This is a genomic window from Williamsia serinedens (assembly GCF_024171725.1).
Taxonomy (GTDB): domain Bacteria; phylum Actinomycetota; class Actinomycetes; order Mycobacteriales; family Mycobacteriaceae; genus Williamsia_A; species Williamsia_A serinedens.
In genome coordinates, this window is the sequence record NZ_JAMTCG010000006.1 from 1 (window position 1) to 12,883 (window position 12,883).

A 12,883-nucleotide genomic window follows, 5' to 3' on the forward strand; every position below is an offset into this window, starting at 1 on the left:
AGCCCCGCGAAATTCGCCCACCTCTGCGGAGCAGCCCCGATCCACGCCTCCTCAGGCACCCGCACCCGGTACCGCCTCAACCGCGGCGGCAACCGGCAAGCCAACCGGGCTTTGCACACCATCGTCACCACCCGACTGCGCACCGATGAACGCACCCGCGCCTACCTCGCCCGACGCACCACCGAAGGCAAAACCCGACGAGAGATCACCCGCTGCCTCAAACGCTACGTAGCCCGCGAGATCTACCACCACATCGCCGCAACACCCGTCCCGCTCGCGGCTTGACTCTTATAGGAGCATCGCTCGGGGAGTCGCCAGCCGGCTACAGCTACGCCGTGAGGATGCGGATCGCGTCGACGAACTGGCCGGGGAGTTCCTGCGGCGGGTTGTGACCGCAGGCCACCTCGCGGACCGCGCGGAGATCGGTGACGTGCGCTGCGTGGTCGGGGCGACCGTACAAGGCGGCGACGGTGTCCTCGGTGGGGTCGACGACGACGGTCGGCACGGCGATCACCGGGGCCTGCGCGAGCGCGCGTTCGGTGTCCTCGTAGGCCGGGTCGCCGTCGACCAGTCCGTAGCGATGCCGGTAGGAGTGCACGGACACGTCGACGAAGTCGGGGTTGTGCAGATCGGCAGCGCTCGCCGCGAACTCGGAGTCCCCGAAGCGCCACGTCGGTGACCACTCGGTCCACAGGATCTGCGCGAACTCCTCGCGGTGCTCGGCCAGTCCGGCGCGGCCGCGCTCGGAGTGCAGGTACCACTGGTACCAGTAGCGCTTCTCGAGATGCGGTGCGACCGGGGTGACGGCGGCGGAGGCGATGTCCTGGACCAGGTATCCCGACACGCTGACGAGCCCCGACACCAGCTCGGGCCACAGAGCGGCGACGACGCACGCCGCGCGGCCGCCCCAGTCGTAGCCGACGACGACCGGCCGGTCGAGATCGAGCGCCTCGATCAGCGCGCGCAGATCATGCCCGAGCGCCGCCTGCTGTCCCGATCGCATCGTGGCGTCGTCGACGAACCGCGTCCCGCCGTACCCACGCAGGTGCGGGACGACGACGTCGTGACCGGTGTCGACGAGCAACCGTACGACGTCGTCGTATCCCCGTGCGCTGTACGGGAACCCGTGCAGCAGGACCACGCTCCGACCGTCACGGTCACCGTGGCGCTCCACCGCGACGTCGAGGACACCGGCACGCACCGTCGAGGACTCCATCCCTCGAGTGTGCCGGACGAGCTACTCGTGCAGCGTGATCGCCTGCGTCGGGCACTCGGCGATCGCCCGACGCACGGTGTCGACGTTCGCCTCGACGGCGGTGTCGTCCGCCTGCACCTCTCCGGAGTCAGCGAGCTCGAAGACGTTCGGCGCGGCCATCTCGCAGTTGCCCGACGCGCAGCACACGTCGCGGTCGATCGTCACGTGCATCAGCAACCTCCGTCAGAGCATCCGGCGGAGCAGCTTCACCGCGCGGTCGCTGTAGGGCGGGTAGATCAGGGACAGGTCCGGCTTCGCCGGCTTGGCCAGCACCGCCTTGCGGTGACTGAGCGCCTCGAACCCCCACTTCCCGTGATAGGCACCCATGCCGCTGGCCCCGACGCCACCGAAGGGCAGCTGCGGGATGAGGCAGTGCATCGCGATGTGGTTCACCACGGCACCGCCCGACGGGATGGAGTCGATCATGCGCTGCGCCAGCGCCTTCGACGACGTGAACACGTAACTCGCCAGCGGCTTGGGTCGGCCGTTGACGAACGCGATCGCCGCGTCGGGTGAGTCGATCGTCAGCACCGGCAGGATGGGCCCGAAGATCTCGTTCTCCATCAGTGCGTCGGCCGGGTCGGGGTCGACGACGATCGTCGGCTCGATGCGGCCGTGGTCGCGGTCGATCCCGCCGCCGAGGGCCACGCGGCCCGTGGTCTCCTGCAGGTAGGACGCCAATCGCTCGAACTGGCGGTCGTTGACTATCTGCACTGTCGGCTCGGTCTTGTCGGCGCGGAACTCGGCGATCGTCTCGCCGATCTTCGTGACCAGGCTGTCGACGACGGACGGGTCCGCGAGGACGTAGTCCGGCGCGATGCAGGTCTGCCCGGAGTTGAGCAGCTTCGTCCAGGCGATGCGACGGGCCGTGACGTCGAGATCGGCGTCGGCGGCGACGTAGACCGGGCTCTTGCCACCGAGCTCCAGGGTGATCGGGGTCAGGGTGGGCGCCGCAGCGGCCATGATCTTCTTGCCGACCTCGGTGCCACCGGTGAACACCGCGTGGTCGAACCCGAGAGCGAGCAGATCCTGGGTGACCTGCGCTGCGCCCTCGACGACGCGGAAGGCACGGGCGTCGAGGTACTGCGGCACGAGCCGCGCCAGCACCGCCGACGACGCCGGCGCCAGCTCGGAGGGCTTGAGCACCGCGCAGTTGCCCGCCGCGATCGCCGCGACCAGGGGCCCGAGCGTGAGGTACACGGGGTAGTTCCAGGGGCCGATGACGAGCACGACGCCGAGCGGCTCGTACTGCACCCAGCCCCGCGCGGGTAGCTGCGCCAGGGGCATCGACTGCTTCTGGCGCTTCATCCACTTCTTGAGGTTCTTGCGGGCGAAGGTCGCCTCGCCCTTCGTCGACGCGACGTCGCCGAGCCAGGCGTCGAAGCCCGCACGGCCGAGGTCGGCGTCGAGCGCGGCGACGATCTCGTCCTCGCGCTCGTCGAGCATGCGCTCGAGTGCCGACAACTGACCGGTTCGCCACGCGATGTCGCGGGTGACCCCGGTCGAGTGATACCGCCGCAGCTCGGCGAGCAGGTCGGGGTCGACGCGGTCGCCGTCGAGGGCGGTGGGGTCGGTGGTGGGTGCAGCCATGGTGTTCCTCTTCTCTCGCGTCGGCGCCGGGTCAGATCTCGGGCGCCGGGACGACCCCGCTCAGGACGCCGCCGGTGAGACCACCGTCGACGACGAGCGCGGTGCCGTTGACCCAGCGCGCGTCGTCCCCGACGCACAGCAGGACGGCGTCGGCGATGTCCTCGGGCTGCGCGTGGCGACCCAGCAGGGCACGGACCCCGTCGAGCACATCCTTGCCCATCGACGCCTCGAAGTCGGGCAGAATCGGCGTCTCCACCGGCCCGGGCATCACGGCGTTGATGCGGATGCCGTGCTCGACGAGCGGCACCGCCATCGACAGCGCGTAGACCGTCGCGACCTCCTTGGAGAAGGTGTAGGCGTTGCCCTCCTGCGGGTTCTCCGCGAACCACCGTGCCCCGTCGGCGAACGACGCGGTCGCGAGCACCGCGCGGATCTGCTCGAGCCGCGCCGGCCACATCGCACCGGCGATCGAGGACACCACCACGACGGACCCGCCGCGTCGGATGCGGCCCACCAGGGCGCCCGTCAGATGGCGCACGGCGAGGGCGTTGACGGCGAACACCTGGTCCCCGGGCGCGGTGCCGGGGATCCCGGCCACGTTGATCAGACCGTCGACGTCACCGACGGGCAGGGCGGCGACGGCGGCGTCGATGCTCGACGGGTCGGCGAGGTCGACCTCGGTGTGGCTGGTCAGTTCGGCGGTCGGTGGTTTGCGGTCGAGACCGTGGACCTGCGCGCCGGCGGCGAGCAGTCGACGCGCGACCGCCTGCCCGATGCCGGATGCGGTGCCGGTGACGACATAGGTGCGGTCGGTGAGGTCGCTCATGGGTGTCTCTCCTGGAGGTCCGGGGTCAGCGAAGGGTGTACGGCATGGCCCGTACGGCGTGGACGAAGTTGCCGACGAGGGGCTCGGGCTCACCGAGCGTCAGACCGGGTGCCCGGGTGATCAACTGCCCGAACAGTTCCCGCAACTGCGTCTTGGCCAGGAAGGCGCCCATGCAGTAGTGCGGTCCGCCGCCGCCGAAGCCCAGGTGCGGGTTCGGCGACCGCAGGAGGTCGAACCGATGCGGGTCGTCGAAGACGGTCTCGTCGCGGTTGCCCGACGGGTACAGCAGCAACACCCACTCCCCCGCCCGGATCTGCTGTCCACCGAGCTCGGTGTCCACCAGGGCGGTCCGGCGGAACGTCATCACCGGGGTGGCGAACCGCACGAACTCCTCGACCGCCGTGGGCATCACGCCGTCGAGGTCGTCGACGAGGAGCTGCCGTTGATCGGGGTTGTCCTGCAACACCTTCGCGGTGAGGCTGATGGTGTTGCGCGTCGTGTCGTTGCCCGCCACGGACAGCAACACGAAGAACGCGGCGATCTCGTCGTCGGTGAGCTTCTCGCCGTCGACCTCGGCCTCCACCAACGCGGTCATGAGGTCGTCCTCGGGGTGCGAGCGACGTGCGTCCGCGAGGTCGAGCGCGAGACCCAGCAGGGTGACAAGCGATTCGGCGAGGATCTCGCCCGGCTCCCGACCCGCGGCCACGTCGGGGTCGTTCCAGGAGACGAGTCCGTCGGCGTGGTGGGCGCCGATCTCACGCTGCTCGGCCGGCAGACCCATCATCTCGTAGATCGTCCACATGGGCAGTCGCTTGCTGACCGTGGAGACGAAGTCGCCCTCGGGCTGGTCGAGCAGGTCGTCGACGATCGCGACGCCCTGTCGGTGGATCTGCTCGGCGATGGCCGCGACACGACGCGGCGTGAAGGCCGCACTGACCAGCCGGCGGAGCGAGGTGTGCCGCTTGCCGTCCATCGCGAGGAACGACATCGACGCCTCGAGCATGTCCTCGGGCACCTCCTCGAACATCACGCCCTGAGCGGAGGTGAACAGCTCGGGATGCTTGCTGACGTAGGTGATGTCGGCGTGGCGCGACACCGCCCACACACCCGGCTGCTCGGGCACCATGAGACCGCCCTCGACGGGCCGGTGCCAGCTCACCGGCGCCTCGGCACGCAGCCGCGCGAACGTCGCCTCGCGCTCGTCGGCCGACGCGGCCCAGAACGACAGCGGCGAGATGGAGTCGGGATGGAAGGTCCGGTCGACGGACGGTGCACTCATGCGGGGCCTCCTCAGGCGACGACGAGGTCGTCGCGGCCGTCGGCGCGCAGGCGCTCGACGTAGACGGGGAACAACTTCTTCGACAGCGGGGCGAGTTTGAGCAGCGTGCCGATCTCGCCCGAGACGGTGATGCGCTTGCGCGCCATGGCCATCGGGAGGTTCACCTTCCCCTGCCAGTACGCGTTGCTCACGGCCGACGACATCGCCATGGTCGCGGTCGCCGCCGGGGCGTCGGGGCCGTCGTCGTGCACGGTGCCCGAACCGGTGTCGATGACGAGCCGCGCGTCGGGCTCGGTGCACTCGACGGCGAGCACGATGCCCACCGCGGCGAGCTTCGGTCCGAGCTCGGGGTCGGCGAAGGCGGTCTCGAAGATCCCGCCGATGTAGCGACGCACCTCCTCCGCCGTCGCGAATCCTGCTGCCTCTCTGGTCGCCACCGGGTCCTCCTCGGGGTCACATTCGTCGTCGACCATGACGTGGGTCACAGTAACATAAGTCATGTTATGGCAACCATGCCGCAGTGGGCGTCGCTCTATCGTGGGGACCATGGCGACCGGCGCGGACGAGACCGCACTCGACGACGACGCCCTGCTCGGCGCGCTCAAGGCGTTGGCGAACCCGGTGCGCCTGCAGATCGTCCGCTGGCTCGACGATCCCCACGACGCCTTCGCCGAGTACGAACCCGTCGCCGACCGTGATGTCGTCGGCGTCTGCGTCACCCACATCCAGGCCAAGGCGGGACTCGCGCAGTCGACGGTGTCGACGTACATGGCGACGCTCGAGAAGGCCGGGCTGGTGGAGTCCACACGCGTGGGGAAGTGGACCCACTACCGACGAAGCGAGGAGCGGTTGCGCTCACTCGAGAAGGCGCTGCACGATCTCTGATCGACATATCGCGAAACATCGATATGATCTTGGGGTGACCTCCCCTCGACGCGCCCTGCTCGTGCACGCCCACCCCGAACCCTCGTCGTTCAGCTCCGCCCAGGCCGACGCCGCCGCCGCCGCTCTCGCAAACCGTGGGCTGATCGTCGACCGCATCGACCTCCACGCCGATCGGTGGCAGCCCGTGCTCGACCGACACGAGTTCCCCGCTGCGACAGACCCGTTCAAGCCGCAGGCCGAACAGATGCGCGCGGTCGCGGCCGGCACGCTCGCGTCCGATGTCCGCCACGACCTCGACCGTCTCCTGGCCGCGGACCTGCTCGTGCTCTCGTTCCCACTGTGGTGGTTCTCCGTCCCCGCCATCCTCAAGGGCTGGATCGACCGCGTGTTCGTGGTGGGCGCGACGTTCGGCGGTGACCTCGGACTGTTCGAGGCGGCCGCCTTCGCCGGCCGTCAGGCAGTCCTGTCCGTCACGACAGGGGGTCCGCCCGCGTCGTTCGCGCGAGGAGGGGCCTTCGGAGCCATCGAGGACTTCCTCTACCCGATACACCGCGGCGTGCTCGAGTTCGTGGGATATCGGGTCCTGCCGCCGGTCCTCACCTACGGCCCCGCCCACCTCACCGACGACGATCGTGTTGAGGCGCTGCACGCTGTGTCGGAGGCGTTCGCGACCATCGGCGACTGCGTGGCCCGAACGGGCGACATGACCGTGACGGCACAGTCCTACCCCTAGGCTGGGAGGATGCCCGCCACGACGACACGCCTCGCGTATCTCGAGACGGGTCTGTCGATCCTGGCGGACCTGGGTTACGGCGGACTCAAACTGGCCGAGGTGTGCCGACGGCTCGGCGTGACGTCGGGGTCCTTCTATCACTTCTTCGCGAACTGGGGCACGTACACGACGGAGCTCATCGCGCACTGGGAGAGCGAGAGCAACACCGCACTCATCCGCCACGTGCGTGCCGAGGAGGACCCCCGCCGGCGGATCGACATCCTGCGCGGCATCGCCCTGTCGCTGCCGTATCACGCCGAGGCGGCGATCCGGACCTGGAGCAGCCTCGACCCGGATGTGCGCGAGGTCCAGCAGCGGGTGGACGAGTCGCGGTTCGAGGTGCTGGTCGAGTCGGCCGAGTCCATCATGGGCGACCGGCGGGGTGCGGAGCTCTTCGCCAAGTGGGCGATGTACCTGCTCGCCGGCTACGAGCAGATCACGCTGCCCGACGACCCCGACGCTCTCGCCTGGCTCTTCACCCAGGCGGAGGGGTTCCTCGTGGGTCGGGCGGCGAAGCCCTAGGTCGCAGGGTCAGGCCGGGGCCAAAAACGCCTGCAACGCAGCGGAATAACTGGTGACGTCGCGGGCTCCCATGACCTCCCGCGCACTGTGCATGGCGAGCTGCGGCGCACCGACGTCGACCGTCGACAAGCCGGTGCGCGTCGCGGTGATGGGGCCGATGGTGGAGCCACAGGGCAGGTCCGCGCGATGGACGTAGCGCTGCAGGGGAACTCCCGCGTCCTGACACGCGATCGCGAAGACGGCCTCCCCCGTCGCGTCGCTGGCGTAGCGCAGGTTCTGGTTCACCTTGAGCACCGGACCGCCGTTGACCGCGATGGTGTGCGAGGGCTCGTGCCGCTCGGGGTAGTTCGGGTGCGTCGCATGCGCCATGTCGCCGGAGGCGCAGACACTGCCGGCCATCGCGGCGAGGAACGCGTCCCGATCGTCGCCGCGGGCCATCACGATCCGCTCGAGGACGGTGATCAGGAAGTCCGACGCCGCACCGCGATCCGAGCCGCTGCCGACCTCCTCGTGGTCGAACAGCGCGAGCACCCTCGTCGCGCCCGACGACGACGTGCGCTCGCCCGCGTCGAGCAGTGCCCGCAGGCCCGCGTAACAGGTCCCCTGGTTGTCGAGGCGCGGTGCGCTGACGAGGTCACGCTCGGCCCCGACCACCGCGCTCGGTGCGAGATCGTGGGTCATGAGTTCCCACCCCAGGACGTCGTCGACGACGACACCGGCGCGGTCGGCGACGGTCTCGAGGAAGCCGGCACCACCCGGGATCCCCCACAGCGCGTTGACATGTCGCTGCGGGTCGAGGGAGACGCCCTTGCGGTCCTCGGACAGGTGGATGGCCAGCTGGGGCACGCGCAGCACGGGGTCGTCGATGCGCAGGGGGATCTGGCGGATGCCGTCGGGTCCGCGTACCGCGAGACGCCCGGACACCCCGAGGTCGCGGTCGAGCCAGGAGTTCAGCCACGCGCCGCCGTACGGTTCGAGACCGACCATCGCCAGACCGGCCGACACGTACTCCGGATGCTGCTTGACCCGCAGGTTGGGACTGTCGGTGTGGCCGCCCACGATGCGGAAGGTGCTTCCCCCGCCCCGCGCGTCCCACGCGATCACCGACCCGCCGCGGACGACGAAGAACCGTCCCGCGGAACCGATCCCGGCCCAGGCGTCGGTCTCGTGCAGCTCGGTCCACCCTGCATCACGCAGGGTGTCGGCGACGGTCGCGCAGACGTGGAACGGTGACGGCGACGCGTCGACGAACCGACAGAGCCCGTCCGCGTCGGCTGTGCTGGTGATCATCGGATGGGGATCGTGCTCAGGCGGTGGCGAGCACTGCGTCGAGGGCCGAGTAGAACAGTCCGAGGCCGTCGTCGCTCGGGCCGGTCAGCGGCTCGGTGGCGTGTTCGGGGTGCGGCATCAGCCCGACGATCCGCTTGTCGGCGCTGGCGATCCCGGCGATCGCGTTCAGCGAGCCGTTCGGGTTGTCGCCGGCGTAGCGGAACACCACGCGGCCCTCCCCCTCGAGTTCGGCGAGCACCTCGTCGGACGCGACGTAGCGACCCTCCCCGGACTTCAGCGGGATGAGGATCTCGGCGCCCTGCTCGAACCGGCTGCTCCACGCGGTGTCGGTCGAGACGACCTCGAGCCACTGGTCGCGGCACACGAAGTGCAGACCGATGTTGCGGGTCAACGCACCGGGGAGCAGACCGGCCTCACACAGCACCTGGAAACCGTTGCAGATACCCAGGATCGGGGTGCCTCGGGTGGCTGCTTGCACGACGGCGCCCATCATCGGGGCGAAGCGGGCGATGGCCCCGGCGCGCAGGTAGTCGCCGTAGGAGAACCCACCGGGCACGACGACCGCGTCGACACCCTGCAGGTCGGCGTCGGCGTGCCACAGCTCGACCGGTTCCGCCCCGGCCAGGCGGACCGCGCGGCTCGCGTCGATGTCGTCGAGCGTCCCGGGGAAGGTGATGACGCCGATGCGGGCGGTCACGAGTCGACCCGGCTCACGACGAAGTCCTCGATGACGGTGTTGGCCAACAACTCCGAGGCGATGCGCTCGAGGGTGACGTCGTCGACGTCGCCGTCGAGGTCGAGCTCGAACCGCTTGCCCTGCCGAACGTCGGCGATCCCGGAGAACCCGAGGCGCCCCAGCGCCCCGACGATCGCCTGCCCCTGCGGGTCGAGGATCTCCGCCTTGGGCATCACGTCGACCACAACACGCGCCATGGACACACTCCCGTTCGTCACTCGTCATCCCAGGGCCCGCGGGCATCGGTGCACGTCACGGCCGACCGGGGATCAGCGGTCACTCTACCGGCCGACGGTCGCCCGCCCGCGTCCCGGTGAGGGGTCAGGCGGCGGTGTGACCTGCGCGGGTGAGGGTCAGCTCGCGATAGGTGGCCGGCGTCAGCTCGTGGTGGCGGGTGAGGTCGACGCAGTCGAGCAGGGTCTGGCGCGCGAGCGGGGTGGCGAGGTGCTTCCCGGCGATCGACAAACGGACGTGCCCGCCGCGCCGCGCGGTGCGGTTGGTCGCCGCGACCACCATGCGGCACCACCAGGGGTCGACGCGGAACCCGTCGCCGAACCCCAGCACGCGCGCCCGGGTGCTCGAACCCGTGACCAGGTCGTCCCATCCCGTGAAGCCCAGGTTGACCCGGAACCCGGCGCGCGGCAGGGCGGTGAGGGCGCCCGGGGAGGCGGTCCAGCGGGGCGCGGCGAACAGGCGGGTGCGCAGCCCGCAGGTCTCCAGCACGCGGTCGGCCGCGGCCAGACGGAGACCGGCCTCGTGGGCGTCGATCACGGCGAACTCCCCGCGGCGGCGCTTCGTCGGGGCCTGGTCGTAGCCGTGCAGGACCACGGCGTCGTCGCCGGAGCGGCGTTCGCGCAGCCAGTCGACCGTGGCCGCGTCCTCGTGCAGTCGGTAGCCGTGCTTGAGTCGCGGCGACACCAGCAGCGAGACGGGGACCTCGCGGGCGGCGAGGTCGTCGACGAGGACGCGCACATCGGCGAGCGTCTCGGCGCGGATGCCCGAGACGGAGACATACAGTCGGCCGGCCATGCCGTGGAGTGTGGTCGCCGCAGGTGAGGCGACGGTGGCGACGACGTGTACGGGCGCCGAACGCCGGGCGTCAGCGGGTCAGGACGCCCTCGATCGCCTCGATGACCTCGGGGGCGTCGGGCTCGGTCCGCGGCCGGAACCGACGCACGACGGTCCCGTCGGCGTCGACGAGGAACTTCTCGAAGTTCCACTGCACGTCACCGGCCTCGCCGTCGGCGTCGGCGGTCTTGGTCAGCTCGGCGTACAGCGGGTGCCGGTTCTCGCCGTTGACCTCGGTCTTCTCCAGCAGCGGGAAGGTGACCCCGTAGGTCGTCGAGCAGAAGGTCTCGATCTCCTCGGCCGTGCCCGGTTCCTGACCCATGAACTGGTTGCAGGGGACGCCGACGACGGTGAGCCCGCGATCGCGGTAGTCCTCGGCGATCTTCTCCAGGCCCGTGTACTGCGGGGTGAGGCCGCACTTGCTCGCGACGTTGACGACGAGGACGGGTCCGTCGAACTGGCCGAGGGTCGCGTCCTCGCCGCGCAGGGTCTTCACGGGGATGTCGCTGATGCTGGTCATGGCGACGAGCGTAGCCACGGGCATGCGTGCGCCGAACATCGCTCACCGAGTGATCGCGGTCTCACAGGCTGGCGTCACGTGACCGATGGCACAGTCACTTGCGCTGGCGTCGATAGTTGCGTGCGGGTTAGCTTTTTCCCGTGCACACGACGGGTGAGGTGACGACCGAGGCGACGTTCGACGTCCTCAGCGAGTTCCTCAGTCGTCTGCTCACGACCGCCGAGGTCGACGCGATCGACGGGCTCGCGACGAGCGACATCTCGTTCGCCCACTTCCGCACCCTGATGGTGCTGGCCGGTCGGGCGCGGGCGCTCTCGCTCGCCGAACTGGCCGAGATCCTGCACCTGTCTGTCGCGGCGACCGGTCGGAACGTCGACAAGCTGGTCGGGATGGGACTCGTCGACCGTCGGGAGGACCCGTCCGACCGCCGGGTCAAGCGTGTGTCGCTCACCGACGAGGGGCACCACAGGGTCACCGAGCATCTCGACCGCAAGGAGGACGAGTTCCGGAATTTCCTGGACCGTCTGCCCGCTGCACTCCGCGACGACCTCCATCAGGTCCTGCACTCGATAGTCACCGGGGACTATCTCGCCGATCCCGATCCGGTGTTCGTACACCGACGTCAGAAAGCGACACGATGACAACCACGCAAGCCCCGTCGACGCCCGCCGCCGACTCGGCGCCCGGCCTCGACGCCCGCACCCTGAAGGTCGCGGCCGTCGTCGTGCTGGGTGCGATCATGTCCATCCTCGACACCACGGTCGTGGCCGTCGCCCAGAACACCTTCCAGCAGGTCTTCTCGACCTCCGCGGCCAACGCCGCGTGGACGGCGACGGGCTACACGCTCGCGCTCGCCGCGGTCATCCCGCTCTCCAGCTGGGCGACCGCGCGGTTCGGCACCAAGAACGTCTACATGACCTCGCTCGTGCTGTTCGTGATCGGCTCGGTGCTCTGCGCCTTCGCGTGGAACATCGGCTCGCTGGTCGCGTTCCGCATGCTGCAGGGCGCAGGCGGCGGCATGCTGATGCCCGTCGGCATGATGATCCTGACTCGCGCCGCGGGCCCGGAACGCGTCGGCTCGATCATGGCCGTCCTCGGCATCCCGATGCTGCTGGGGCCGATCGCCGGCCCGATCCTCGGTGGCGTGCTCATCGAGTACGTCTCGTGGCACTGGATCTTCCTCATCAACGTCCCGATCGGCATCCTCGCCATCCTCTACTCGGCGTGGATCCTGCCCGGTGACGAGGAGAAGTCGCGGCCGTCGTTCGACTTCGTCGGACTGTTGCTGCTGTCGCCGGGTCTCGCGGTGTTCCTGTTCGGTGTGTCGTCGTCGAACGAGGCCGGCACCTTCCTCGCGGCGAAGGTGTTGATCCCCATGGCGATCGGCGCCGTGCTCATCGTCGCGTTCATCACGCACGCACTGCGCGGCAAGAAGCCGCTCCTCGACCTGCGGCTGTTCACGAACCGCACCCTGAGCATCACGATCATCACGTTCACGTTCTTCCTGATCGCGTTCTTCGGTGCGTCACTGCTGTTCCCGCAGTACTTCATCGGCGTCCGCGGCGAGTCGACGCTCATGGCCGGTCTGCTAGTCGCCCCGCAGGGCATCGGCGCGATGATCACCATGCCGATCGCGGGCCGCATGACCGACAAGATCGGTCCCGGCAAGTTCGTGCTCACCGGCATCGTGCTCATCGCGATCGGGCTGGGCGCGTTCATGTTCCTCGGCTCCGACACGTCCTACTGGCTGCTCGGCGGGGCGCTGTTCGTCCAGGGTCTCGGCATGGGCATGTCGATGATGCCGATGATGTCGGCGGCGCTCGCGACGCTGAAGGCCGAGAGTGTGGCCGACGGCTCGACGCTGGTGAACGTCGTCCAGCAGACGGCCGCCTCGATCGGTACCGCGGTGATCTCGGTGATCCTGGCCAGCAACCTGAAGTCGCTGGTGCCGCCGACCCCGTCCGCCGCCGCGGGCGCCTTCGGCGACACGTTCGTCGTCGCCGTCGTGCTCATCGCGATCTGCCTCGTGCCGGCCTTCTTCCTGCCCCGCAAGAAGATCGCCGTCGCGAGCCCGGACGGCGAGCCCGCCGCCCCGGTGATGATGCACTGACACACCCGCAGTCGACGACGGGCCCTGGCA

Annotated in this window: 17 protein-coding genes; 6 read left to right on the plus strand and 11 right to left on the minus strand. The window is 69.6% G+C overall.

Annotated elements, in window-relative coordinates:
- Positions 1-285, plus strand: a 285-nt coding sequence (locus LX12_RS15835) for a transposase (protein WP_253655556.1), incomplete at its 5' end; no start/stop codon positions are given.
- A gap of 43 nt (positions 286-328) precedes the next feature.
- Here the strand turns inward: LX12_RS15835 and LX12_RS15840 are convergent.
- From LX12_RS15840 to LX12_RS15865, 6 genes are read right to left on the minus strand one after another with little or no spacing between them, the layout of a single operon-like run.
- The gene (locus LX12_RS15840; RefSeq protein ID WP_253655557.1) at positions 329-1,216 is read right to left on the minus strand and encodes an alpha/beta fold hydrolase; all 888 of its coding nucleotides are present in this window, start codon (positions 1,214-1,216) and stop codon (positions 329-331) included.
- A 21-nt stretch (positions 1,217-1,237) separates the two neighbouring features.
- Entirely contained in the window at positions 1,238-1,426 is a 189-nt protein-coding gene (locus LX12_RS15845; RefSeq protein ID WP_253655558.1) for a ferredoxin, read from the minus strand.
- Between the two features lie 12 nt (positions 1,427-1,438).
- A complete protein-coding gene (locus LX12_RS15850; RefSeq protein WP_253655559.1) occupies positions 1,439-2,845 on the minus strand; it encodes an aldehyde dehydrogenase family protein in 1,407 nt (468 codons plus the stop codon).
- Between the two features lie 31 nt (positions 2,846-2,876).
- Positions 2,877-3,671 (minus strand): coniferyl-alcohol dehydrogenase, encoded by a 795-nt coding sequence (locus LX12_RS15855; RefSeq protein WP_253655560.1) that lies wholly within the window; start codon positions 3,669-3,671, stop codon positions 2,877-2,879.
- Between the two features lie 25 nt (positions 3,672-3,696).
- Complete coding sequence (locus LX12_RS15860; RefSeq protein ID WP_253655561.1) at positions 3,697-4,950, minus strand: cytochrome P450; 1,254 nt, start codon at positions 4,948-4,950, stop codon at positions 3,697-3,699.
- A gap of 11 nt (positions 4,951-4,961) precedes the next feature.
- Complete coding sequence (locus LX12_RS15865) at positions 4,962-5,387, minus strand: SCP2 sterol-binding domain-containing protein (RefSeq protein WP_253655562.1); 426 nt, start codon at positions 5,385-5,387, stop codon at positions 4,962-4,964.
- A gap of 109 nt (positions 5,388-5,496) precedes the next feature.
- On the opposite strand from LX12_RS15865, the gene LX12_RS15870 reads away from it, so the two are divergent.
- Genes LX12_RS15870 through LX12_RS15880 form a run of 3 tightly spaced genes read left to right on the plus strand, consistent with a single transcriptional unit; the run spans position 5,497 to position 7,129 of the window.
- Positions 5,497-5,835 (plus strand): ArsR/SmtB family transcription factor, encoded by a 339-nt coding sequence (locus LX12_RS15870; protein WP_253655563.1) that lies wholly within the window; start codon positions 5,497-5,499, stop codon positions 5,833-5,835.
- A gap of 34 nt (positions 5,836-5,869) precedes the next feature.
- Positions 5,870-6,568: an NAD(P)H-dependent oxidoreductase gene (locus LX12_RS15875; protein WP_253655564.1), complete on the plus strand. Its 699-nt coding sequence runs from the start codon at positions 5,870-5,872 to the stop codon at positions 6,566-6,568.
- Between the two features lie 9 nt (positions 6,569-6,577).
- Positions 6,578-7,129: a TetR/AcrR family transcriptional regulator gene (locus tag LX12_RS15880; RefSeq protein ID WP_253655565.1), complete on the plus strand. Its 552-nt coding sequence runs from the start codon at positions 6,578-6,580 to the stop codon at positions 7,127-7,129.
- 9 nt (positions 7,130-7,138) lie between these two features.
- Here LX12_RS15880 and LX12_RS15885 read toward each other — a convergent pair whose 3' ends face one another.
- The 5 genes from LX12_RS15885 to LX12_RS15905 form a co-directional block, all read right to left on the minus strand.
- Entirely contained in the window at positions 7,139-8,419 is a 1,281-nt protein-coding gene (locus LX12_RS15885; protein WP_253655566.1) for a M18 family aminopeptidase, read from the minus strand.
- Between the two features lie 16 nt (positions 8,420-8,435).
- Positions 8,436-9,116 (minus strand): phosphoribosylformylglycinamidine synthase subunit PurQ, encoded by a 681-nt coding sequence (gene purQ, locus LX12_RS15890; RefSeq protein WP_253655567.1) that lies wholly within the window; start codon positions 9,114-9,116, stop codon positions 8,436-8,438.
- The gene (gene purS / locus LX12_RS15895; protein WP_253655568.1) at positions 9,113-9,352 is read right to left on the minus strand and encodes a phosphoribosylformylglycinamidine synthase subunit PurS; all 240 of its coding nucleotides are present in this window, start codon (positions 9,350-9,352) and stop codon (positions 9,113-9,115) included. The genes purQ and purS overlap by 4 nt, the downstream gene beginning before the upstream one ends.
- A 124-nt stretch (positions 9,353-9,476) precedes the next feature.
- Positions 9,477-10,184 (minus strand): DUF2334 domain-containing protein, encoded by a 708-nt coding sequence (locus tag LX12_RS15900; protein ID WP_253655569.1) that lies wholly within the window; start codon positions 10,182-10,184, stop codon positions 9,477-9,479.
- Positions 10,185-10,254: 70 nt separating this feature from the next.
- Entirely contained in the window at positions 10,255-10,743 is a 489-nt protein-coding gene (locus tag LX12_RS15905; protein WP_253655570.1) for a glutathione peroxidase, read from the minus strand.
- Between the two features lie 140 nt (positions 10,744-10,883).
- Between LX12_RS15905 and LX12_RS15910 the strand changes: the two genes are divergently transcribed.
- Positions 10,884-11,384: a MarR family winged helix-turn-helix transcriptional regulator gene (locus tag LX12_RS15910; RefSeq protein WP_253655571.1), complete on the plus strand. Its 501-nt coding sequence runs from the start codon at positions 10,884-10,886 to the stop codon at positions 11,382-11,384.
- Entirely contained in the window at positions 11,381-12,853 is a 1,473-nt protein-coding gene (locus LX12_RS15915; RefSeq protein ID WP_253655572.1) for a DHA2 family efflux MFS transporter permease subunit, read from the plus strand. Before LX12_RS15910 ends, LX12_RS15915 begins: the two co-directional genes overlap by 4 nt.
- Positions 12,854-12,883: the final 30 nt, after the last annotated feature.